We start from the raw sequence: 21393 nt of genomic DNA on the forward strand, positions 1-21393 counted from the left end.
CCGGCCGGCTCGCCACCCGCCGTGACCTGCACCGCGCCCTCACCTCCGGCACCCGGCCCTCGCTGGGCGTCATCAGCGGCATGGCCGGCGTCGGCAAGAGCGCGCTCGCACTGCACGTGGCCCACGGCCTCCGGGACCGCTTCCCCGACGGGCAGCTCTACGTCAATCTCCAGGGCGCGACTCCGGGCATGACCCCCCTCACCCCGGCCCAGGCCCTCACCGCCCTGCTCCGCGATCTCGGTGCCGACCCGCGCAGCATCCCCGAACACCCGGACGCGGCAGCCGCGTTGCTGCGGTCGCTGCTCGCACCGACCCGCACGCTCATGGTCCTGGACGACGCCGCGAGCGCCGCGCAGGTACGCCCCCTGCTCCCGGCCGGCCACGGCTGCGCGGTCCTCGTCACCAGCCGTTCGCCCCTGACCGCCCTCGACGACGCCCACCGCTTCCCCCTCACGCCCCTCTCGGCCGAGGAGAGCGCCGAGCTGCTGCGCGCGGTATCGGGCAGGGACGGCCGCGACACGACCACCAGTCCCAGGACCACCACCACTGACGGCACCCCCTCACCCCCCATCGACGCCACCCACCCCCTCATAGAACTCACCGGCCGCCTCCCCCTGGCCCTCCGCGTCGTCGCCGCCCGTCTCGCCGCCCGGCACGCCCTCACCCCCGACGTCCTCGCCGACCAGCTCGCCGCCACCGAGGACCGGTTGCGGCACCTGGAGTACGACGACCTCTCCGTCCGCCGCTCCCTCGCCGTCGCCCACGACGCCCTCGCCGCCTCCGGACGACGGTCGGACCGCGACGCCGCTCTCGCCCTGTGCCGCATCGGCGCCCTCGACCTGCCCACCTACGGCGTCCCCCTGGTCGCCCGGCTCCTCGGCACCGACGGCACCGACGAGTCCCGCGCGGAGGACGCGCTCGACCGCCTCGTCGACGTGGCCCTCCTGGAGGAGACGGCGTACGGCCGCTACGCCCCGCACGGCCTGGTCCGCGACTTCGCGAGGGAACTCGCGGGCACCGCACACGCCCCCGACATCGCCCGCACCACCCTGCGCTGGTACGCGGCCGTCGCCGAGCGCGTCCTGACCGCCCTCGTCGAACCCGGGCTCGACCTCGACGACCGCCGCCGCCCGACCGCCGCGCAGCCGCCCGAGCACGCGGCGCACGTGCTGGCCATCGCCCCGTTCCCGTCGTCCGAGAAGGCCTTCGCCTGGGCCGAGTCGGAGCTGGAGAACATCGTCGCCCTGGTCGAACGGCACCAGGACACCCCCGACGACCGCGCCGCCGGCCATGTCTCCGCCCTGCTGCGCCTGCTCTCCCCCTTCCTCCAGCGCAGCGGCCGGGTCGCCGAGACGGAGTTCCTCGGCCGGGCCGCGCTCACGCTGGCACGGCGGCTCCGGGACCACGCGGCCGAGGCATGCGCCCTGGGCGATCTGGCCGGCCTGCACTTTTTCACCGGCCGGCACGGCGACGCCCTGGACCTCAACGACCAGGCCCTCGCGATCTGGCGGCGGCTCGGCGCGGACTCCTGGATCCGCCGCTGCCTCAACAACCGGGGCCTGCTGCTCGAAAGCCTCGGCCGGTACGCCGAGTCGGGCGAGACACTGCGCCGGAGCCTCGCCTACTCGCGGGGGCTGAACGACCCCTTCGGCGAGGCCGTGACCCACAGCAATCTCGGCAACCTCTACGAGCACACCGACCCGCGCGCCGCCATCGAGCAGCACCGCCGCTCGCTCGCCATCGGCGAGGAGACCGGCAGCGTGGTCGTACGGCACTCGGCGCACTGCAACATCGGCTACGCCCACCTCACCCTCGGTGAACCGGCCGCCGCCCTGGCCCACTTCGAGGAGAGCCTGCGCATCCTCGGCAGCCCCGGCGACTGGCACGGCGAGTCGCAGAGCCGCCTCGGCCTGGTCCGGGCGCTGCGCCTGATCGGCCACGGCGAGCGCGCCGCCGCCGAGTGCGCGGAGCTGCTGCGCCGTGCCGACGCCCGCGCCGATCGCTACACCGGTGCCCTCGCCCGCCACCAGTACGGACTCCTGCTGCGGGAGCGGGGGAGTGTCGAGGAGGCGCACGCGCAGTGGCGGGCCGCTCTCGGCGCGCTGGACGGCACGGACGAGAAGACGGTGCTCAGGGAACTCATCGCCCTCCTGGACGACTCGGGCTTACGCTGACGCCCCGGCGGCCCGCCGGCAGCTGACCCCCGCACGCTGACAGCTGGGCTCAACGACCACCTGGGAGCCCGCTGACGCTCACCGCTGACGACTCCGGCCCACGCACCTCACTTCGCGTCCGCATAGCACTCCACCACAGCCGTCGTGAACGGGAACCGCACCGGCGTCTCGCCGAACGTCAGCCGCCCGGCCAGCGCCGACGCCTCCCGGATCGCCGCGACGACCGCTTCGGCCTCATCCTCGGGACAGTGCACGATCACCTCGTCGTGCTGGAAGAAGACCAGTTCGGCCGCCATCTCCGCACAGGACCGCCGCAGCGCGGCGAGCAGCAGCAGGGCCCAGTCCGCGGCACTGCCCTGCACCACGAAGTTCCGTGCGAACCGGCCCCGGGCGCGGGTGTTGCCGGACGCGTACCCGGGCACCCAGCCGTCCTCGGCGGAAGCGGGTGGACCCGCCGGGTCGTCCTGGGGGATGCCCGCCTCCTCCGCGTCACCCGCCCCGGCCGCCGGCGGGCAGGTCCGGCCCAGCCAGGTCCGCACCAGCCGGCCCTCCTCGCCCGCGCGGGCCGCGTCGTCGACGTACGCCACCGCCTTGGGGAAGCGGCGTCTGAGCGCGGCGAGGTTCTTCAGGCCGTCGCCGGAGGTCTGGCCGTAGACCGCGCCGAGCACGGCGAGTTTGGCCTGGGCGCGGTCGCCGGAGAAGGCCCGGTCGGAGACGGACTGGTACAGGTCGCTCTCCCGGCCCGCCACCTCCATCAGCCCGGGGTCACGCGAGATGGCCGCCAGCACCCGCGGCTCCATCTGGTCGGCGTCGGCCACGACCAGCCGCCAGCCGGGGTCGGCGACCACGGCCCGCCGGATCACCTTGGGGATCTGGAGGGCACCCCCGCCGTTGGTGACCCAGCGGCCGGTGACGGTCCCGCCGGCCAGGAACTCGGGCCGGAAGCGGCCGTCGCGCACCCAGTCCTGGAGCCAGGACCAACCGTGGGCCACCCAGATGCGGTACAGCTTCTTGTACTCCACCAGCGGCTTCACGGCCGGATGGTCCAGGGACTCGATCTCCCAGCGGCGGGTGGACTTCACCTTGATGCCCGCCTGGGCGAACGCCTTGATGACGTCGGCGGCCAGATCGGGCCGCACCCGGCGCCCGAAGGCCTCGGACACCTCGTCGGCGAGTTCGGCGAGGCGCCGGGGTTCGCCGCCGCCCGCGTACCGGTCGCCGAGCAGTTCGTGCAGCACCCGGCGATGCGTCTCGGCGCTCCACGGCAGCCCCGCGCGGTTCATCTCCGCGGCCACCAGCATCCCCGCCGACTCGGCGGCGGTGAGCAGCCGCATGCGGTCGGGGTGCGCGGTGGCGTCATGGCGGCGCTGCTGGTCGGCGTAGATCTCGGCCAGGTCGGTGAGGGGCAGCCGGCTGCCCTGCGGCTCGAACAGGGGTGACTGCGCGCCCGGTTCGGCGGAGCGCTGGGGTGGGTCGGGAGGTACTGGGCCGCCGCGCAGCCGGGCCAGGGCGGCGGCCGCCGAGCGGGGTTCCCCGGACCGCCCGGCGTGGCCGAGCAGCAGGGTCTCGGCGTCCTCGATGTCGTAGCACCGCTCCACCCGCACCCCCGCGGCGAGCAGGCGCGGGTAGATCTCGGGGGTGGACCGCCACACCCAGCGCGCCACCTCCGGCCGCCGTCGTACGGCCTCGGCCGCATCCGCCTCCCGCAGGACCGGCCCGGCGAGCAGCCCGTCCGGACCGAGGGGGGCGAGCTCCACGCCACCGTCCTCGGCCGGGGCGAGAACCCAGCGGTCGGTCATGGTTGCGAGTGTGACACCAGGGTCTGACAACGGCCCCGACCGCGGCACGGCCCCGACCGCAGCACGGCAGCGGCCGCCGCGGCATGGCAGCCACCGACCGCAGCACGACGACGGCCCCGTGACCGCGGAGTGCGCGGAACGGCGGCTCAGGCGCCCGTGTCCGCGTCCGTGCCGTCCGCCTGCTGCTCCGTGATCCTGGCGAGCGCGGCGGCGATGTGCTCTTCCGTCGTCGGCTTGGTGATGCCGAGTGCCGACAGGACTCCCTCGCCGTTCTCGAACTCCAGGAGGGCGAGCAGGAGGTGCTCGGTGCCGACGTAGTTGTGGCCGAGGCGCAGGGCCTCGCGGAACGTGAGTTCCAGGACCTTCTTGGCGTCCGAGCCGTAGGGGACGAGCTGCGGGGGCTCCTCGACCCCGGCCGGCAGCGCGGCGACGGCGGCCTGCCGCACGCTGTCGAGGAGGACGCCCTGCGCCCGGATCGCCCGGGCGGCCAGGCCCTCGGGCTCGGCCAGCAGGCCCAGGACCAGGTGCTCGGGGCGGCCTTCGGCACTGCGGGCGGCGAGTGCCTCGTTGTGGGCGGCCATGACCACGTTGCGGGCCCGCGTGGTATAGCGGCTGAAGCCCTGGTCGGCGCCCAGGTCGGCGGACTCCTTCGGCACGAACCGCTTCTGCGCGGCCTGCCGGGTGACCCCCATGCTCCGGCCGATGTCCGTCCAGGAGGCACCGGAACGCCTGGCCTGGTCCACGAAGTGGCCGATCAGATGGTCGGCCACCTCCCCGAGGTGATCCGCGGCGATCACCGCGTCCTGAAGCTGGTCGAGGGGCTCGACATGGACCTTCTTGATCGCCGAGATCAGGTCGTCGAGACGCACGGATGACGTGATGGCGGAGTTCGATGTCATGGTGTCAACCTTAGGTTGACAGTGATGGGGTGTCAACCAAAGGTTGCCTCTACTTGGGGGTCGGGTGAGACGATCGCCCTGTGACCGTCGACCGCGCCTTTCGAACCGCCCTCTACTCCGACGACGACACCGCCCTGGACACCGGCGCCTCCCTCCTCGCCGCCGACCCCGCGGCGGACGCCGAACTGGCGCGGCGGGGAGTCGAGTTCGTGGCGCAGGCCTGGCGGCGCGGCTGGCAGCCGGCCGATGTCGTACGCCTGGTGCGGCGCGAGCTGGACGACACCCATGTACGGCTCGTCACGGCGCTGATCCGCGCGCAGGCCCCCGACGACCGCCCGCGCGGTCACCGCTGGGCCGCCCAGCTCGCCGAGCTCGGGGAGCCGGACCCGAACGCCCCCCGCCTCGACCGCTTCCCGCACGCCACGGCCGTACTGGAGCTGTACCGCCTGCTGCTGCGGCTGCCCGCTCTGGAGCCCCTGGAGGAGCCCCGGCAAGGGCACAAGGGAGACGGCCGCATGCTCGGCCGTATCCGCGCACTGCTCGCCAAGGCGGAGGCGACCGGATATTTGGAGGAGGCGGAGGCGCTCACCGCCAAGGCGCAGGAGCTGATGGCCCGGCACAGCGTCGACGAGGCGCTGCTGGACGCGCGGGCGCCCGCCAGGGACACGCCCGGCGCCTGCCGGATCGGGGTCGAGCCGCCGTACGAGCAGGCCAAGGCGGTGCTGCTGGACGCGGTGGCGACCGCCAACCACTGCCGGGCCGTGTGGAACGAGGCGCTCGCCTTCTCCACGGTCGTCGGCTTCGAGGCCGACCTGGAGGCGGTGGAACTCCTGCACACCTCGCTGCTCGTGCAGGCGCAGTCCGCGATGGCCAAGGCGGAGGCGGCCCAGCGGGCGGGGGGCCGCAAGCGCACCAAGACGTTCCGGCAGTCCTTCCTCGCGGCCTACGCCCACCGCGTCGGCGACCGGCTGCGGGCCGCCGCCGAGACCCCGGTGACCGAGGACCTGCTGCCGGTGCTGGCCTCCCGCGAGGTCGCCGTCACCGACCGCATGGACCGCATGTTCCCCGAGACCACCACGACCCGCCTGCGCGGGGTCACCGACGAGGCGGGCTGGACCGAGGGTGCCCAGGCGGCCGACCGGGCCCGGGTCGACCACCACCCCCGACTCGGTCACCGACCCGGAACGGGCAACTGACCACCCCGGCCTTCAGCCCCAGCCGTCAGTCCCGGCCTTCAGCCCCAGCCGTCAGCCCCAGCCGTCAGTCCCCCGCCTGCCCGAACGCGCTCACCGACGCGTTCAGGACGTCCGCCTTGCCGCTCTTGCCCTGGACCGGTCCGTACGACCACTTGTAGCTGTGCGGCGTCCCGTCACCCGGCAGGGCGATGTCCAGCGTCCGGGCGTCCAGGCTGTCCGCGGCGCCCGCCTTGCCGCGCACGTACGTGATCGTGAAGCTCGCGGTGTCCCCCTTGGCCAGCTTCAGCTTCTGGGGCTGCGCGGCCGTGTCCTTGGCGACGCTGACCGTGCTGCCCGACGCCTTCAGGCCGACGGCCGGGAAGCCGTCCAGCGTGCACGGCGCGCTCTGGTTGGTCAGCGTGACGGGGATGTTGCCGGTGTCGCCCGCGGAGGGGGCCGCGTTGGCGGGGCCGACCTCCAGGTCCACCGGGCCGACCACACAGGCCGAGCCGCCCTTCGGGCTCGCGGTGGCCTTGTCGTCGGAGTCGTCACCGCCGCCGCAGGCGGTCAGCAGCAGGGCCGCGGCGAGAGCGGTGACGGCGAGTGGTGCGGCGCGCATGTGGAAGTCCTCTGATGTGAGCGGTCCGGTGCATGGATCATCACGCATCACGGCGCACCCCGCTCGCCCACCCCCACCGACGGACACCGCGCCGGCTACGACCCGAGACCCGCCGTCGGGAAGTCGCTCGGCAGCTTGCCGCCCTCGGCCTTCATGAAGCTCTCGGTGCCGGGGGAGCCCTGCCACCTCACCTTGAGCGAGGTCTTGCCGACCGACTCCACCGTGCCCACCGTGCGCTCCTTGCTGCCGTCCGCGCACTTGAGGCGGATCGTCTCCGCGCTCGCCGTCCCGCTGCACACCGATCCACCCGTGGCGAAGAGCGCCGCCTGATCGCCGTTGACCACCAGCACCACGGCTTTGCCGTCGCCGGTGGTGAGCCAGCTGCCCGCGACCTTGCCGGACGCGGAGGACGACGTACCGCCGGAGCCGCCGGTGGTCCCGGAGGCGGACGCCGAGGGTGGAGCGGACGCGCTGGGCGAGGACCCGTCGTCCGAGCCCCCGCCCCCGCTGCACGCCGTCAGGACGAGCACGCCCGCCAGTCCCGCTGCCGCGAGCCCTGCCCGTCGGCGCGACCCGGGGCGCGAGAAGTTCGCCGTAGTCACTGGAGGCTCCCAAGCTGTAGCGGCCGCATGGATCGCAGCAAGCTACCAGCCTCACCCGAAAGAGTTACCAGGACGACTTGCGGACCCCTGGCAGATACCCCGCGTGCGCCTGCTCCCGCAGTCCGACCCGGGACAGTCCGAAGGCCCGGAAGTAGCCGCGCGGGCGGCCGTCCACCTGATCGCGGTTCCGCACGCGCGTGGCGCTCGCGTCCCGTGGCTGACGGCGCAACTCCTGCTGCGCGGCGAGCCGTTCGGCGTCACTGGAGGACGGCCTGCGGATGATCTCCTTCAGCTCGGCCCGCCGCCCGGCGTACCGCGCGACGATCTCCTGGCGCTTCTCGTTCTTCGCGATCTTGCTCTTCTTCGCCATCAGACCTTCACCCCCCGGGCCCGGATGCGGGCGACGGCCGCCTCGACGCCGATCGTGTCGACGGTCCTGATCCCCTTCACGCTCAGCCGCAGCCGCACGTACCGGCCCTCACTGGGCAGCCAGTACCGCTTGGACTGGATGTTGGGGTCGAAGCGGCGCGAGGTGCGCCGGTGGGAGAACGAGATGTGGTTGCCGAAGCCGGGCCGCGCTCCGGTCAGCATGCAGTGGGCGGACAAGGGTGACGCACCTCTCTCGGGGGCCGTGTCGTTAATGGAATTCATTTTCAGTAAGATAGCAGCATGGCACGCAACGAACTCCGCCCGGTCATCAGGCTGCGGTCCACCGCGGGGACCGGCTTCACCTATGTGACCCGCAAGAACCGCCGCAACGACCCGGACCGCATGACCCTGCGCAAGTACGACCCGGTCGCCGGCCGCCACGTCGACTTCCGAGAGGAGCGCTGACCCTCGTGCGCAACGGAATCCACCCCGCCTACGGTCCCGTCGTCTTCCGTGACCGTGCCGCGAACCACGCCTTCCTGACCCGCTCGACGATGACGAGCGAGAAGACGATCGAGTGGGAGGACGGCCACACCTACCCGGTCGTGGACGTCGAGATCTCGGACGTCAGCCACCCCTTCTACACCGGCACCGCGCGCGTGCTGGACACCGCAGGGCGCGTGGAGCGCTTCGAGCGCCGGTACGGAAAGCAGGGCTGATGCTCTCCGTCGTGATCGTCGGCGGGCTGCACGCCGACGCCCGCAAGGCCACCGTGGAACGGCTCCTCGCCGACGTACCCGGCAGTGTCGTGCTCCACCACGACCTGGCGACGGCCGCGGCCGGCACCGTCGTACGGACGATCCGCGACGCCGGCGGAGTCCTCTCCGCCGGCGAGACGCCCCTGGTCAACGACTGTGCCTGCTGCGCGCTGAGGGAGGACCTGGTCCCGGAGCTGCGCCGCCTCGACGCGGCAGGGACGCTCCGTCTCGCCGTCGTCGAGCTGTGGGACTCCGTCGAGCCCAAGGCGATGGCCGAGGTGGTCGCGGCCGGCGGCCTCACCGTCACCGGCGTGATCACCGCGGTCGACCCGGCACTCGTGCTGCCGTACCTCGGCAACGGCGACGACCTCGCCGACCGCGGCCTCGCCGCCGCGGCCACCGACCAGCGCACGGTCGCCGACACCTTCGCCCGCCAGCTGGAGTACGCCCCCGTCCTCGCCGTCCTCGACTCCCCGGAGGCCGACGAGGAGGACCGGGAACTCCTCGCCCAACTCCACCCGACAGCCCACCAGGTCCCGGTCACCACCGACCGCCCCACGGCCACCGACCACTCGCCGCGGCTCACGGACCCGACGGTCCCGGACCACTCGGCGTGGCCCACGGATCGGGCGGTCCCGGACCACTCGGCGTGGCCCACGGAACCGGCGGTTGCTGACCATCCCGCACGGCCGACGGATCCGGCCCCCACCGACCATCCCGCACGGCCGACGGATCCGGCCCAAACCGACCACCCCGCACGACCCACCGACGCGTCCGGCACCCTCTATCCCGTACGACCGTCCCCGCGTTCGGCGCTCGCCCGGGCCGCCCTCGCCGGATTCGACGTGGAGTCCGCCGCCGCGGCCCAGCACCCCGCGTGTGCCCGGCTGCCCGCCGAGGCCGATGCGCACGGGGTGTCCACGCTGGTGTGGCACCGGTGCCGGCCCTTCCATCCCGAGCGGCTCTACGAAGCGCTGGAGGACATCACCTGCGCGGCCGCCCGCAGCCGGGGCCGGTTCTGGCTCGCCGACAGGCCGGACGTGCTGCTGCACTGGGACGCGGCAGGCGGCGCCCTGTGCGTGGAGAGCGCCGGCCCCTGGCTCGCCTCGCTGCCGGACGCGGCGTGGGACATGGTCCCGCCGGTGCGCCGGGCGGCCGCCGCCCTCGACTGGCACCCCGAGCACGGCGACTGCTGCCAGCACCTCGTCTTCACCTCGCCGGGACTCGACCGCGACGGACTCGAACGGCTCCTGGAGTCCTGCCTGTTGACCGACGCCGAGTACGCCGCGGGCCGCGACGCCTGGAAACGGTTCCCGCCCGCCTTCGACACCCTCCTGGAGGTCTGACCCCCATGCCGCCCCGCAAGCTCGACCGCAAGCCCGCCAAGAACCGCCCCAACCCCCTGGACGTGGCCGGTATCACCTACATCGACTACAAGGACACCGACCTGCTGCGCAAGTTCCTCTCCGACCGCGGCAAGATCCGCAGCCGCCGGGTCACCCGGGTGACGGCCCAGCAGCAACGGCTGCTCGCCCGCGCGATCAAGAACGCCCGGGAGATGGCGCTGCTGCCGTACGGTTCCGGCCCACGCTGACCCCGTCACCCCCCCTGCGCCCCGCCCGCCCGTCTGCTGGTGCAGTGGCAGATGCAAGCCGACCGGACCGTGACGCGGAAGGGGGAACACCGCGGGCCCCGAATGCGTCTCATCCTGTGCACGAGGCATGCGAGCAAGGTCCCGGGGCACACGCGGGAACATACCGAGGGCCCCACACGTCACATCTGTAACCGCAGGAACACCCCTCGTGCACGTGCATCTGCTCATGCATCTGCACGTGAACAGAGCTATGATCCGGACCAGTTGACCACTGCATCACTGGCCACGTGGCCACCGCACCACCGGGGAGCGACCTGTGGACCTCGACGTGTACAACGGCATGGCGGCCACACATCTCCGCGATGTGGCCTGGCAGAAGAGTCGGCACAGCAACTCGCAGGGTTCCTGCGTGGAGTTCGCGCGCCTGCCGGACGGCGGTGTCGCGGTCCGCAACTCCCGCTTCCCCGACGGCCCCGCGCTCGTCTACACGCGCGCGGAGATCGAGGCGATGCTCCTGGGCATCAAGGACGGCGAGTTCGACCACCTGATAGCGGGCTGACTCCCGGCCGTCCGCGGGCGACCGGGGACGGCCGGGAGTGATCGGTCGAACGCTTCGCGTAACGCGCGTAGAACCGCGGCGTCGCAAAACGCCGCGGCTGTCAGTCGTTCGCGCCCTGGGGTCCGGTCGCCGGCTGGAGCCGGAACAGCGCCCAGACCACCTTGCCGCTCAGCGTCCCGGACATCGGGTGCCAGCCCCAGCTGTCGCTGAAGGAGTCGACCAGGAACAGCCCGCGTCCCGACTCCGCGGAGAAGTCCTCGGAGTCACGCGCTACCGGACTGTCCTGGCTGGGATCGCGCACCGCGCACACCAGGCGCCCGGTCCAGCGCATCAGGTGCAGCCGCACCGGCGGGTTGTGCTCGCCCGCGCTCACACTGCCGGTCGGCATCGCGTGCCGCAGCGCGTTGGTGACGAGTTCGGACACCACCAGGCAGACGTCGTCGAAGCGGTCGCCCAGCTCCCACTGGTCCAGCGTTCTGCGGGTGAACCTCCGTGCGTCACCGACCGCTTCGTAGCGGGCGGGAAGGGAACAGGAGGCGGCGTCGGACACGGCCGCGGGATCCAGCGGCGGAAGGCCCTGCCGTAACGGCTCGAGCATGGTCGATCCATTCGTCCCCATGCGAGGCACTCCCGGGAATTCGCGGTCGTTGCGATGCAGCGGTTGCGCGGGACCATGGTTTCGGAAGAGCGGTGCAGATGCAAGGTGCAGATGCACGTGCAGCTGACCGAATTGGACCCTCCCGTACCGCTTGTTGGCCATTTTTTCCGCCATCTTCTCTCCCGTTCCTTGCCTCTTCCTCCCCTCTTCCTGTCTCGGGTCTATGCAGAATCTTTGGCTTCTTGCCATATCTGTAATCGGACGAGTACTGCTCGGAGTGTTTTAGTGGCAGACTTCGGCCCCTGAAGACGTTGGGGAGGCTGGCGAACGTGAGCGCGGGAGAGCCCGGATCGGTGGTGCGGCGGATGCTGCTCGGCTCGCAACTCAGGCGGCTGCGTGAGGCACGGAACATCACGCGCGAAGCAGCGGGTTACTCGATCCGCGCGTCCGAGTCGAAGATCAGCCGGATGGAGTTGGGCCGGGTGAGCTTCAAAACACGTGACGTGGAAGACCTGTTGACGCTCTACGGCATCACGGACGAGCAGGAGCGCGCCTCGCTGCTGTCCCTTGCCCGCGAGGCCAACGTCGCGGGCTGGTGGCACAGTTACTCCGACGTCCTGCCGAGCTGGTTCCCCACCTACGTGGGCCTGGAGGGCGCGGCCTCCCTCATCCGTGCCTACGAGGTCCAGTTCATCCACGGTCTGCTGCAGACCGAGGCGTATGCACGTGCAGTCGTCCGGCGCGGCATGAAGGGCGCCAGCGAGGCGGACGTGGAGAAGCGCGTGGCGCTGCGCCTCGAGCGGCAGAAGCATCTCGCCGACCCGAACGGTCCCGAGTTCCACGTGGTGCTCGACGAGGCGTCCCTGCGCCGGCCCTACGGCGACCGCGCGGTGATGCGGGAGCAGCTCCAGCACCTCATCGACCTCTCCGAGCGCCCCAACGTGCGGTTGCAGATCATGCCGTTCGGCTTCGGCGGCCACTCCGGCGAGAGCGGCGCGTTCACCATCCTCAGTTTCACCGAGTCCGACCTGACCGACGTGGTCTATCTGGAGCAGCTCACCAGCGCGCTCTACCTGGACAAGCGCGAGGACGTGGCGCAGTACGAGAAGGCGCTCAAGGAGCTCCAGCAGGACAGCCCCGGTCCGGGCGAGAGCCGGGATCTGCTGCGAGGTCTTCTCCAGCTTTCCTAGGGTTATCCCCAGAAGGTCGCTCAGCGTGTCCAACTGGGGTGTCCCGCACGTACGATGACGTGTGATCAGACCGTCACGTTGATCGTGTGTCTGCTAGTGATTTGGGGATCACATGTCGTCGTACTTCTCCGAACTGGCCCAGCAGTACATCGACGGGGAGTGGCGCCCGGGCACCGGTTCCTGGGACATCATCGACTTCAACCCGTACGACAACGAGAAGCTGGCGTCGATCACCATAGCCACGGTCGAAGAGGTCGACGACGCGTACCGGGCCGCCGCCCGCGCGCAGAAGAAGTGGGCCGCGACCAGCCCCTACGCCCGCCGCGCGGTGTTCGAGAAGGCGCTCCGGCTGATCGAGGAGCGCGAGGCCGAGATCGCCGAGGCGATCATCGCGGAGCTCGGCGGCACCCGTCTGAAGGCCGGCTTCGAACTCCACCTGGCCAAGGAGTTCCTGCGCGAGGCGGTCAACCTGGCGCTGCGCCCCGAGGGCCGGATCATCCCCTCGCCGGTGGACGGCAAGGAGAACCGCGTCTACCGCGTCCCGGTCGGCGTCGTGGGTGTGATCAGCCCCTTCAACTTCCCCTTCCTGCTGTCGATCAAGTCGGTCGCCCCGGCGCTGGCGCTCGGCAACGCGGTCGTGCTCAAGCCGCACCAGGACACCCCGATCGTCGGCGGCTCCCTGGTCGCGAAGATCTTCGAGGACGCGGGCCTGCCCGGCGGTCTGCTCAACGTCGTCATCACCGACATCGCGGAGATCGGCGACGCCTTCCTGGAGCACCCCGTCCCGAAGGTCATCTCCTTCACCGGCTCCGACAAGGTCGGCCGCCATGTGGCCACCGTCTGCGCCTCGCACTTCAAGCGCTCGGTCCTCGAACTCGGCGGCAACAGCGCCCTGGTGGTCCTCGACGACGCGGACATCGACTACGCGGTCGACGCCGCCGTCTTCAGCCGCTACGTCCACCAGGGCCAGGTCTGCATGGCCGCCAACCGCGTCCTGGTCGACCGCTCGGTCGCCGAGGAGTTCACCGAGAAGTTCGTCGCCAAGGTGAGGAGCCTGAAGACCGGCGACCCGCGCGACCCCGAGACCGTCATCGGCCCGCTCATCAACTCCCGGCAGGCGGACGCCGTCTCGTCCGCCGTCGAGCACGCGATCGCCGACGGCGCGACGGCCCTGGTGCACGGCCGCACCACGGACAACCTGGTCGAGCCCTCGGTCCTGACCGACCTCCCCGCGAACTCGCCCCTCCTCAAGCAGGAGCTCTTCGGCCCGGTCGCCCTCCTCGTCCCCTTCGACGGCGAGGAGGAGGCCGTCCGCCTGGCCAACGACACCCCCTACGGCCTCAGCGGCGCGGTCCACACGGCGGACATCGAGCGCGGGGTCGCCTTCGCCAAGCGGATCGAGACCGGCATGTTCCACGTCAACGACGGCACCGTCCACGACGAGCCGATCGTCCCCTTCGGCGGCGAGAAGCACTCCGGAATCGGCCGGCTCAACGGCGACACCATGCTGGACTCCTTCACCACCACCAAGTGGATCTCGGTCCAGCACGGCCGCAGCGGCTTCCCGTTCTGACCTTCGGGCATTCAGGTGGAGGACCGCATCGGCCCGGCCCTCTAGGACCGAACCTGTCCTAGAGGGCCCGTAGCGTCATCGGTGCCAGGGGGAAGCCCTTGGCTCCACGAAGGCGAAAGGCGGCGGTCATGGTCACTCACGTTCCCGCGGAGGAGTACGGCGACGAGCGCGGGGCGCTCCTGGCGTTCCTGGAGGAGCAGCGCGGCGGGATCCGGCGCGCGGTGCTCGGTCTGACCGACGAGCAGGCGTCGAGCAGGCCCAGCGCGAGCGAGCTCAGCCTCGCCGGGCTGGTCAAGCATGCCGCCGAGGTCGAGCAGAGCTGGATCGCCCGGGCCAGGGGCGAGGAGCCGGCCGTGCAGCGGGATCCGTCGAACTGGCACGAGTGCTTCGCCCTGGTCGGTGACGAGACGGTGGCCTCGCAACTGGCCTACTGGGAGAAGGTCGCCGCCGCGACGGAGGAGTTCGCCCGGTCGGTGCCGAGTCTCGACGAGACCTTCGCGCTGCCGGACCAGCCCTGGTTCCCGCCGGAGGGCCGGGTCTCCGTGCGCTGGGTGCTCCTGCACCTGATCCGCGAGACGGCCCGGCACGCGGGCCACGCCGACATCATCCGGGAGTCCCTCGACGGGAAGACCGCGTTCGAGCTGGTGGCCCTCGCCCAGGAGTGAGGCCATAACCTGGACCGCATGTCAGCGATCCGTCTTCTCGTGCTGGGCGCCGTGCGCCAGCACGGGCGGGCCCATGGCTACCAGGTGCGCAACGACCTGGAGTACTGGGGCGCGCACGAGTGGTCCAACGCCAAGCCCGGCTCGATCTACCACGCCCTGAAGCAGATGGCGAAGCAGGGACTGCTGCACGCGCACGAGATCGCACCCTCCACGGCCGGTGGCCCGCCGCGTACCGAGTACGAGATCACGGACCCCGGCACCGAGGAGTTCCTGCGGCTGCTGCGCGAGGCGCTGACCTCCTACGACCAGAAGATGGACATCAAGTCGGCGGCCATCGGCTTCATGGTCGACCTGCCGCGCGCGGAGGCGGTGTCGCTGCTCAAGGAGCGCGTCCGGCGCATCGACGACTGGCGGGCCGCGGTCACCGAGCACTACGTGCCCGAGGCCGGCCCTGAACAGCTCGGTCACATCGGCGAGATCATGAACCTCTGGATCCACACCGCCGACGCCGAGTCGGAGTGGACCCAGGGGCTCATCGCCCGGATCGAGGGTGGGGCGTACACCTTCGCCGGGGAGGGCGAACCGTTCGTGGGCGTCCTCTCCGAGGGCGAGGAGAACCCGTACGCGACGGGGGAGCGGCACCCCGAGGACACCCATTAATCAAGTTTGACCAGAGAGGGAGCGGGCGTTACGTTGGCTGTGTAGTCAAGTTTGACTACGGGCTGATTCCGGAGGGAGCCCGATGACCGACGCGATCGTCACGGAAGGCCTGCGCAAGCGCTACGGCGACAAGGACGCCCTGGACGGGCTCGACCTGAGGGTCGCGCGCGGCAGCGTCCACGGCGTGCTCGGCCCGAACGGCGCCGGCAAGACGACCCTGGTCCGCGTCCTGGCCACACTGCTGCGTCCGGACGGCGGCCGTGCCGAGGTGGCGGGCCGTGACGTGGAGCGCGAGGCCTACGAGGTACGGCTGCGCATCGGCCTGCTCGGCCAGCACGCGGCCCTGGACGAGGAACTCGGCGGACGCCAGAACCTGGAGATGTTCGGCCGCCTCCACCACCTGGGCGCCCGCCCCGCGCGCGTACGGGCCGAGGAGCTCCTGGAGCGCTTCGGCCTCGCCGGGACCGGACGCAAGCCGGTCCGTGCCTACAGCGGCGGCATGCGGCGGCGACTGGACCTCGCCGCCTCCCTGATCCGCGACCCCGAGGTGCTGTTCCTGGACGAACCCACGACCGGCCTCGACCCGCGCGGCCGCGCCGAGGTGTGGGAAGCGGTCCGCACCCTGGCAGGCTCCGGCACGACGGTCCTGCTGACCACCCAGTACCTGGAGGAGGCGGACCAGCTCGCCGACCGCATCTGCCTCGTCGACGGCGGCCGGGTGGTCGCCGACGGCACGGCGGACGAACTCAAGGCGCGCACCGGCGGCGACCGCATCGACGTCGTCCTGCGCGACGCCGGTCAACTCGGGGCGGCCGTGGCCCTGTTGCCGCTCGACCCGGTCACGGTGTCCGTCGACGCCGACCGCCGGCTGCTCAGCGCCCCGGTCACCGACCGGATGGCGGCGCTCTCCGGTGTCGTACGGGCTCTGGAGGCGGCCGGGATCGAGGCGGAGGACGTGGTCCTGCGCCGGCCCACGCTGGACGAGGTGTTCCTGCATCTCACCGGTGACGCCGGTGACGAGCACCGAGTGAAGGAGACCGTGTGAGCACGTACGCGCTGACCGATTCCTGGACCATGACCCGGCGTGAACTCGCCCACTGGGCACGGCAGCCGGTGCGGGTCGTGGTCGGGCTGGTCTTCCCCGTGATGCTGCTGGTGATGTTCGGCTACCTCGTCGGCGGGGGCCGGGGTGTGCAGGGGGAGTACGTCGACTACCTGGTCCCCGGGATGCTGGCGCTGACCATGGCGTTCGGCCTTGAGGCGACCATGATCGCCGTCACCCAGGACCTGGAGAAGGGGGTGATCGACCGTTTCCGGTCCATGCCGATGGCCAACGGGGCTGTCCTGGTGGGGCGTTCGGCCGCGGACATGCTCCAGTCCGTGCTGAGCCTGGCCGTGATGATCGGCGTCGGTCATGCGATCGGCTGGCGGACCCACGGGGGCGTGACCGGACTCCTCGCGGCGGTGGGCCTGTTGCTGCTCTTCCGGTTCGCGATGCTGTGGATCGGCATCCACCTGGCCATGGTCGCCGGGAAGCCGGAGATGGTGCAGGCCGTGCAGATCCTGGTCTGGCCGGTCGGCTTCCTGTCCAACGCCTTCGCGACCCCCGACGCCATGCCCGGCTGGCTGGGCACGGCCGTCGACTGGAACCCCCTCTCCCACACGGCGACAGCCGTACGCGACCTGCTCGCCGGCCCAGGCGGCGAACCGGGCCATGTCTGGCCGGCCATCGCCTGGCCCCTGGTTCTCCTGGCGATCTTCTTCCCCCTGGCCGTAAGAAGGTTCACCCGCCTGAGCCACTAGCCCGGCGCGGCGGACCGGCCAACTGAAGAGCGGGGCCCCGGCTCGGGGTGCGGTTCCCCGGCGGCTTGGCGGCCCGCGGCCACCCGCGCTCTCGCGCCGCGTTGCCGCGGGCCGCGTGACCGGGCGGGCGGCCGGATGACCGACAGGCCGTCACGACACCGGCCACGACGAATCCCGCGGCCTGCCCGGCCCGCCGCGTCCCTGCACGCGCTCGACGCCCGCGCGCCCACCGCGGCCAGGCCAAGGCGCCGTACGCCGGCGGCCGCCCCCGGGCACCGGGGCCGGTCCGCCGGTGCAGGCCCGCGGGTCCGGCACGCCGATCCGCCACCCAGGGTCTCAGTGGTGGAAGCCGGTCGCCGCCCCCTTGTCATGCGTGAACGGGTGTGGCTGGCGGCGGAGTTCGGGGAGGAGTTGGGTCAGGTCGTCCACGAACATGTCGGCGAGGTCGGCCGAGAAGCCGTTGCGGCAGACCACTCTCAGGACGGACAGGTCCTCGCGGTTCGGCGGGAAGGTGTACGCCGGGACCAGCCAGCCCCGCTCACGCAGCCGCCGGGACACGTCGAAGACGTCGTACGCCTCGACGTCCGGTGCCGTGGTGAAGGCGAACACCGGGAGTTCGTCGCCCCGGGTCAGCAGCCGGAAGTCGCCGAGCGACTCCACCCCGTCGGCGACCCGCCGGGCCACCTCCCGCGTGGACTGCTGCACGGCCCGGTACCCCTCGCGGCCCAGCCGCAGAAACGTGTAGTACTGCGCGACCACCTGCGCCCCGGGCCGCGAGAAGTTCAGCGCGAAGGTGGGCATGTCGCCGCCCAGGTAGTTCACGCGGAACACGAGTTCCTCGGGCAGGGCCTCCTTGTCCCGCCACAACGCCCAGCCGACACCGGGGTAGACCAGCCCGTACTTGTGGCCGGAGGTGTTGATCGAGACAACCCTCGGCAGCCGGAAGTCCCACACCAGGTCCTCGTCGAGGAAGGGCGCGACCATGGCGCCGGACGCCCCGTCGACGTGGACCGGGACGTCCAGGCCGGTGCGCTCCTGGAGGGCGTCGAGAGCGGCGCACAGGTCCGCGATCGGCTCGTAGGAGCCGTCGAAGGTGGAGCCGAGGATGCCCACGACCCCGATGGTGTTCTCGTCGCACAGCTCGGCGGCGGCCTGCGGGTCGAGATGGAAGCGCTCGCCCTCCATGGGCACCAGCCGGGCCTCCACCTCCCAGAAGTTGCAGAACTTCTCCCAGCACACCTGGACGTTGACCCCCATGACCAGGTTGGGCCGGGCGGCCCCGGGGTACCGATCGGCGTTGCGGCGGGCCCAGCGCCGCTTCAGCGCCATCCCGGCGAGCATGCACGCCTCGCTGGACCCGGTCGTCGAACAGCCCACCGCGGACGACGGATCCGGCGCGTGCCACAGGTCCGCGAGCATCGCCACGCAGCGCCGCTCCAGTTCGGCGGTACGCGGGTACTCGTCCTTGTCGATCATGTTCTTGTCGCGGCACTCCGCCATCAGGAACCCGGCCTGCGGTTCCATCCAGGTGGTGACGAAGGTGGCCAGGTTCAGACGGGAGTTGCCGTCCAGCATCAGCTCGTCGCGGACCAGCTGGTGCGCGGTGGCCGGGGGCATCGGCGCGGTGGGCAGCCGGTGCTTGGGCGGGGCCTCGGTCATCCCGCCGACCGGATCGGCCGCGCCGTAGAAGGGGTTGACGGACATCGGACGCTCGTCGGGCTTCTCGGGCCCTTGGTGCAGTGGCATGGTCGTGCCTCCTAAATGGGATCAACGTCGGTCAGCGGACGGGGGTTCCGTCCGCGCGCAACTGCATCTGCGGTCGCCCGGTCACCAGCAACCAGGCCGTGAGGGAGCCGATGCACAGCAGGGCGAGGATCGCGGGCGAGGCCACCAGCACGGCGGCGGTGAACAGGCTCACCCAGGCCTGCCGGGTGACGGCGAGGAGCACACCGAGCACGCCGGCGGCCACCCCGAGGGCCGGGTGGACGGCGTCCACGAGCGCGTGGGCGCCGAGGCCGAAGGCGACCCCCACGAACACGGCCGGGAAGATCCGCCCGCCGCGGAAGCCGCAGGACGCCGCGACGAGCAGCGCGGCCAGCTTCACCACCGCCATCGTGGCGAACTCCCCGGCCGACCAGCCCTCAGGGTGGGCCGCCAGCTCACTGATCTCGTCCAGCCCCTTGAAGAGCGTCAGATGGCCGCCCACGGCCGCCAGCAGCCCCAGGACGAGCCCGCCCGCGGGGAGCGCCAGCATGGGGTGCCGCAGCCGCGCGAACGCGGCGTGGACGTACGGGAAGGCCAGCACGGCCGCCATGCCGAGCAGCGCCGCCGCGGACGCCACCACCAGTACCGCCAGCAGGTCGTCCCAGCCGGGCTGCCCGAACGCGGGCAGATGCAGGTCGAAACTCGGTTCGGCCACCAGGGTGGTGGTCAGCGCGCCGGCCGTGGCCGCCACCAGGGGCCCGAACACGTTGTCCCACAGCGCGCCCCTGACCTGCCGCCCGGCCAGCGCCTCGGAGATCACCAGCGCCGCCGCCACCGGCGTCCCGAACAGCGCGCCGATCGTGCCCGCCTCCGCCAGCGCCGGCCACAGCCCGCGCGGCATCCGCGGGACCAGCCGGCGCCCCGCCCAGAAGGCGAGCGCCACGTTCACCGCGATCAGCGGGTTCTCCGGGCCCAGGCTCGGACCGCCCGCGAGCATCAGCGCGGTCGCCAGGAGCAGCCCCGGCAGCACCGCGGGCGGCAGCACGGGCGCGTCCAGCCCCATGGTGGCCGGGTCCGGCCCGGCGTGTCCCGGCACCTTCCACACCACCAGCCCCACGGCCACCCCCGTCGCCGTGAGCATCACCAGCATCCAGAGCACGGAGTACCGGCCCACTCCCAGCGCGTCCGGCAGATTCCGCCACAGCACGTGCTGGAGCTGCTCGGCCGCCGCGCTCACCCCGATCAGCAGCAGGCTCGCGCCCGCGCCGACCGCGAGGGCGGGCAGGGTCAACGGCAGCAGGGCGTGCGCCGGGGTCGCCGGGGCGGCGGATGCCTGTCGCGCGGTGTCCTGGGCCACGGGCTCACGATAAGCGGACAAAACGGACCCGACATCTGGAGATGTTCCTGCCGGGCTTGCACCTCACGTGGCGTGAGGAGCCACCGTGGAGGGCGTACCGGGAAGGGAGCGGACGAGATGGGCTACTCGGTGGGACAGGTCGCGGGCTTCGCCGGCGTGACGGTGCGCACCCTGCACCACTACGACGACATCGGCCTGCTCGTGCCCGGCGAGCGCAGCCACGCGGGCCACCGGCGCTACGGCGACGAGGACCTCGACCGGCTTCAGCAGATCCTGTTCTACCGCGAGCTCGGCTTCCCGCTCGACGAGGTCGCCGCCCTGCTCGACGACCCGGAAGCGGACCCGCGCGCACACCTGCGCCGGCAGCACGAACTGCTGACCGCCCGGATCGAGAAGCTCCGGAAGATGGCGGCGGCCGTGGAACACGCCATGGAGGCACGCACGATGGGCATCAACCTGACGCCTGAGGAGAGGTTCGAGGTGTTCGGCGACAAGGACCCCGAGCGGTACGCCGAGGAGGCCGAACAGCGCTGGGGCGGCACCGAGGCCTACGCCGAGTCCCAGCGCCGCACCGCGCGCTACACCAAGGACGACTGGAAACGCATGCAGGACGAGGTCAGGGACTGGGGCGAGCGCTACGACGCCCTGATGGCCGCCGGTGACCCGCCGACCTCGCGGGCGGCCATGGACATGGCCGAGGAACACCGGCAGCACATCTGCGGATGGTTCTACGACTGCCCGTACGAGATGCACCTCGGCCTGGCCGAGATGTACGTCGCCGACGAACGCTTCAAGGCGTTCTACGACTCCATGCGTCCCGGCCTCGCCGAGCACCTGAGGGACGCGATCACGGCCAACGCGGCCCGGCGCACCTCCTAGGGGCCCTGGCCCGGGGCTACTCCCGGGCCAGGATCACCGCCGTGCCGTAGGCGCACACCTCCGTCCCCACGTCCGCCGCCTCCGTGACGTCGAACCGGAAGGCGAGCACCGCGTTCGCGCCACGCGCGCGTGCCTGCTCCACGAGCCGTTCCATCGCCTGGTTGCGGGTCTGCACCAGCGTCTTCGTGAGCCCCCTGAGCTCACCGCCGATCATCGACTTGAGCCCCGCGCCGATCTGGCTGCCGAGGTGCCGGGACCGCACGGTCAGCCCGAACACCTCGCCCAGCACCTCCTGGACCCGGTGGCCGGGCACGTCGTTGGTGGTCACCACGAGCACTTCGGGCTGGGGCCCCTGGCCGCCGCCGTATTCGTCAATTCCCATGGCTCACAGCTTTGTCCCGGACGGCCCACAGTGC

24 protein-coding genes are annotated in these 21393 nt (G+C 71.9%); 14 read left to right on the forward strand and 10 right to left on the reverse strand.

The genetic code is table 11. The features are described 5' to 3' along the window. The coding region (locus tag H295_RS0140235) for a tetratricopeptide repeat protein (protein WP_020141025.1) at positions 1-2174 on the forward strand (2174 nt) is incomplete at its 5' end. A 107-nt stretch (positions 2175-2281) separates the two neighbouring features. On the opposite strand, the gene H295_RS0140240 is transcribed toward H295_RS0140235, so the two are convergent. Next, on the reverse strand, positions 2282-3973 hold the full coding sequence (locus H295_RS0140240; protein WP_020141026.1) for a bifunctional 3'-5' exonuclease/DNA polymerase: 1692 nt from the start codon (positions 3971-3973) through the stop codon (positions 2282-2284). A gap of 146 nt (positions 3974-4119) precedes the next feature. Beyond that, positions 4120-4872, reverse strand: a complete 753-nt coding sequence (locus tag H295_RS0140245; RefSeq protein ID WP_020141027.1) for a Clp protease N-terminal domain-containing protein — start codon at positions 4870-4872, stop codon at positions 4120-4122. 80 nt (positions 4873-4952) lie between these two features. Between H295_RS0140245 and H295_RS0140250 the strand changes: the two genes are divergently transcribed. Further along, positions 4953-6068, forward strand: coding sequence for a DUF2786 domain-containing protein (locus tag H295_RS0140250; protein WP_020141028.1), 1116 nt, complete (start codon positions 4953-4955; stop codon positions 6066-6068). Between the two features lie 64 nt (positions 6069-6132). Here the strand turns inward: H295_RS0140250 and H295_RS0140255 are convergent, their stop codons facing one another. The 4 genes from H295_RS0140255 to rpmB form a co-directional block, all read right to left on the reverse strand. Beyond that, the gene (locus tag H295_RS0140255) at positions 6133-6666 is read right to left on the reverse strand and encodes a DUF4232 domain-containing protein (protein WP_020141029.1); all 534 of its coding nucleotides are present in this window, start codon (positions 6664-6666) and stop codon (positions 6133-6135) included. Between the two features lie 95 nt (positions 6667-6761). Further along, positions 6762-7268 carry a hypothetical protein gene (locus tag H295_RS0140260; RefSeq protein WP_028810192.1) on the reverse strand — a complete coding sequence of 169 codons (507 nt, stop codon included), beginning with the start codon at positions 7266-7268 and terminating at the stop codon, positions 6762-6764. Positions 7269-7332: 64 nt separating this feature from the next. Beyond that, positions 7333-7638: a 30S ribosomal protein S14 gene (rpsN, locus tag H295_RS0140265; protein WP_020141031.1), complete on the reverse strand. Its 306-nt coding sequence runs from the start codon at positions 7636-7638 to the stop codon at positions 7333-7335. Further along, on the reverse strand, positions 7638-7874 hold the full coding sequence (gene rpmB / locus H295_RS0140270; RefSeq protein WP_028810193.1) for a 50S ribosomal protein L28: 237 nt from the start codon (positions 7872-7874) through the stop codon (positions 7638-7640). Before rpmB ends, rpsN begins: the two co-directional genes overlap by 1 nt. A 63-nt stretch (positions 7875-7937) precedes the next feature. Between rpmB and rpmG the strand changes: the two genes are divergently transcribed. From rpmG to H295_RS0140295, 5 genes are all read left to right on the forward strand, one after another. Continuing rightward, positions 7938-8102 carry a 50S ribosomal protein L33 gene (rpmG, locus tag H295_RS0140275; RefSeq protein WP_020141033.1) on the forward strand — a complete coding sequence of 55 codons (165 nt, stop codon included), beginning with the start codon at positions 7938-7940 and terminating at the stop codon, positions 8100-8102. Positions 8103-8107: 5 nt separating this feature from the next. After that, the gene (locus H295_RS0140280) at positions 8108-8356 is read left to right on the forward strand and encodes a type B 50S ribosomal protein L31 (protein WP_020141034.1); all 249 of its coding nucleotides are present in this window, start codon (positions 8108-8110) and stop codon (positions 8354-8356) included. After that, a complete protein-coding gene (locus tag H295_RS0140285; RefSeq protein WP_020141035.1) occupies positions 8356-9741 on the forward strand; it encodes a GTP-binding protein in 1386 nt (461 codons plus the stop codon). Before H295_RS0140280 ends, H295_RS0140285 begins: the two co-directional genes overlap by 1 nt. Before the next feature lie 5 nt (positions 9742-9746). Continuing rightward, positions 9747-9989, forward strand: a complete 243-nt coding sequence (rpsR, locus tag H295_RS0140290; protein WP_020141036.1) for a 30S ribosomal protein S18 — start codon at positions 9747-9749, stop codon at positions 9987-9989. A gap of 316 nt (positions 9990-10305) precedes the next feature. Further along, positions 10306-10548, forward strand: coding sequence for a DUF397 domain-containing protein (locus H295_RS0140295; RefSeq protein ID WP_020141037.1), 243 nt, complete (start codon positions 10306-10308; stop codon positions 10546-10548). A gap of 100 nt (positions 10549-10648) precedes the next feature. Here the strand turns inward: H295_RS0140295 and H295_RS0140300 are convergent, their stop codons facing one another. Continuing rightward, positions 10649-11146 carry an ATP-binding protein gene (locus tag H295_RS0140300; protein WP_020141038.1) on the reverse strand — a complete coding sequence of 166 codons (498 nt, stop codon included), beginning with the start codon at positions 11144-11146 and terminating at the stop codon, positions 10649-10651. A 365-nt stretch (positions 11147-11511) separates the two neighbouring features. Here H295_RS0140300 and H295_RS0140305 point away from each other — a divergent pair, with 365 nt between their 5' ends. The 6 genes from H295_RS0140305 to H295_RS0140330 all read left to right on the forward strand — a co-directional run bounded on the left by H295_RS0140305 (position 11512) and on the right by H295_RS0140330 (position 17037). Further along, positions 11512-12336: a helix-turn-helix domain-containing protein gene (locus H295_RS0140305; RefSeq protein ID WP_020141039.1), complete on the forward strand. Its 825-nt coding sequence runs from the start codon at positions 11512-11514 to the stop codon at positions 12334-12336. Positions 12337-12448: 112 nt separating this feature from the next. Continuing rightward, complete coding sequence (locus H295_RS0140310) at positions 12449-13909, forward strand: aldehyde dehydrogenase family protein (protein WP_020141040.1); 1461 nt, start codon at positions 12449-12451, stop codon at positions 13907-13909. A gap of 128 nt (positions 13910-14037) precedes the next feature. After that, complete coding sequence (locus H295_RS0140315; RefSeq protein ID WP_020141041.1) at positions 14038-14574, forward strand: DinB family protein; 537 nt, start codon at positions 14038-14040, stop codon at positions 14572-14574. Between the two features lie 18 nt (positions 14575-14592). Then, positions 14593-15234, forward strand: coding sequence for a PadR family transcriptional regulator (locus tag H295_RS0140320; protein WP_020141042.1), 642 nt, complete (start codon positions 14593-14595; stop codon positions 15232-15234). 82 nt (positions 15235-15316) lie between these two features. After that, the gene (locus H295_RS0140325) at positions 15317-16279 is read left to right on the forward strand and encodes a daunorubicin resistance protein DrrA family ABC transporter ATP-binding protein (RefSeq protein ID WP_020141043.1); all 963 of its coding nucleotides are present in this window, start codon (positions 15317-15319) and stop codon (positions 16277-16279) included. Further along, entirely contained in the window at positions 16276-17037 is a 762-nt protein-coding gene (locus H295_RS0140330; protein ID WP_020141044.1) for an ABC transporter permease, read from the forward strand. Before H295_RS0140325 ends, H295_RS0140330 begins: the two co-directional genes overlap by 4 nt. A gap of 336 nt (positions 17038-17373) precedes the next feature. Here the strand turns inward: H295_RS0140330 and H295_RS0140335 are convergent, their stop codons facing one another. Beyond that, entirely contained in the window at positions 17374-18783 is a 1410-nt protein-coding gene (locus H295_RS0140335) for a glutamate decarboxylase (protein ID WP_020141045.1), read from the reverse strand. Between the two features lie 31 nt (positions 18784-18814). Next, entirely contained in the window at positions 18815-20098 is a 1284-nt protein-coding gene (locus tag H295_RS0140340; protein WP_020141046.1) for an ion channel protein, read from the reverse strand. A gap of 117 nt (positions 20099-20215) precedes the next feature. On the opposite strand from H295_RS0140340, the gene H295_RS0140345 reads away from it, so the two are divergent. Continuing rightward, positions 20216-20977, forward strand: coding sequence for a MerR family transcriptional regulator (locus H295_RS0140345; protein WP_020141047.1), 762 nt, complete (start codon positions 20216-20218; stop codon positions 20975-20977). Positions 20978-20993: 16 nt separating this feature from the next. Here H295_RS0140345 and H295_RS0140350 read toward each other — a convergent pair whose 3' ends face one another. Further along, the gene (locus tag H295_RS0140350; RefSeq protein ID WP_028810195.1) at positions 20994-21359 is read right to left on the reverse strand and encodes a YbjQ family protein; all 366 of its coding nucleotides are present in this window, start codon (positions 21357-21359) and stop codon (positions 20994-20996) included. Between the last annotated feature and the right edge of the window lie 34 nt (positions 21360-21393).

The organism is Streptomyces sp. 351MFTsu5.1 (genome assembly GCF_000383655.1).
Taxonomy (GTDB): Bacteria; Actinomycetota; Actinomycetes; order Streptomycetales; family Streptomycetaceae; genus Streptomyces; species Streptomyces griseorubiginosus.

Coding starts and splice junctions, on each gene's coding strand:
- H295_RS0140310 (WP_020141040.1), top strand. CDS start 12,449: ATGTCGTCGTACTTCTCCGAACTGGCCCAGCAGTACATCGACGGGGAG.
- H295_RS0140315 (WP_020141041.1), top strand. CDS start 14,038: ATGGTCACTCACGTTCCCGCGGAGGAGTACGGCGACGAGCGCGGGGCG.
- H295_RS0140325 (WP_020141043.1), top strand. CDS start 15,317: ATGACCGACGCGATCGTCACGGAAGGCCTGCGCAAGCGCTACGGCGAC.
- H295_RS0140245 (WP_020141027.1), bottom strand. CDS start 4,872: ATGACATCGAACTCCGCCATCACGTCATCCGTGCGTCTCGACGACCTG.
- rpsR (WP_020141036.1), top strand. CDS start 9,747: ATGCCGCCCCGCAAGCTCGACCGCAAGCCCGCCAAGAACCGCCCCAAC.
- H295_RS0140305 (WP_020141039.1), top strand. CDS start 11,512: ATGCTGCTCGGCTCGCAACTCAGGCGGCTGCGTGAGGCACGGAACATC.
- H295_RS0140240 (WP_020141026.1), bottom strand. CDS start 3,973: ATGACCGACCGCTGGGTTCTCGCCCCGGCCGAGGACGGTGGCGTGGAG.
- H295_RS0140335 (WP_020141045.1), bottom strand. CDS start 18,783: ATGCCACTGCACCAAGGGCCCGAGAAGCCCGACGAGCGTCCGATGTCC.
- rpmG (WP_020141033.1), top strand. CDS start 7,938: ATGGCACGCAACGAACTCCGCCCGGTCATCAGGCTGCGGTCCACCGCG.
- rpsN (WP_020141031.1), bottom strand. CDS start 7,638: ATGGCGAAGAAGAGCAAGATCGCGAAGAACGAGAAGCGCCAGGAGATC.
- H295_RS0140345 (WP_020141047.1), top strand. CDS start 20,216: ATGGGCTACTCGGTGGGACAGGTCGCGGGCTTCGCCGGCGTGACGGTG.
- H295_RS0140350 (WP_028810195.1), bottom strand. CDS start 21,359: ATGGGAATTGACGAATACGGCGGCGGCCAGGGGCCCCAGCCCGAAGTG.
- H295_RS0140320 (WP_020141042.1), top strand. CDS start 14,593: ATGTCAGCGATCCGTCTTCTCGTGCTGGGCGCCGTGCGCCAGCACGGG.
- H295_RS0140255 (WP_020141029.1), bottom strand. CDS start 6,666: ATGCGCGCCGCACCACTCGCCGTCACCGCTCTCGCCGCGGCCCTGCTG.
- H295_RS0140285 (WP_020141035.1), top strand. CDS start 8,356: ATGCTCTCCGTCGTGATCGTCGGCGGGCTGCACGCCGACGCCCGCAAG.
- H295_RS0140300 (WP_020141038.1), bottom strand. CDS start 11,146: ATGCTCGAGCCGTTACGGCAGGGCCTTCCGCCGCTGGATCCCGCGGCC.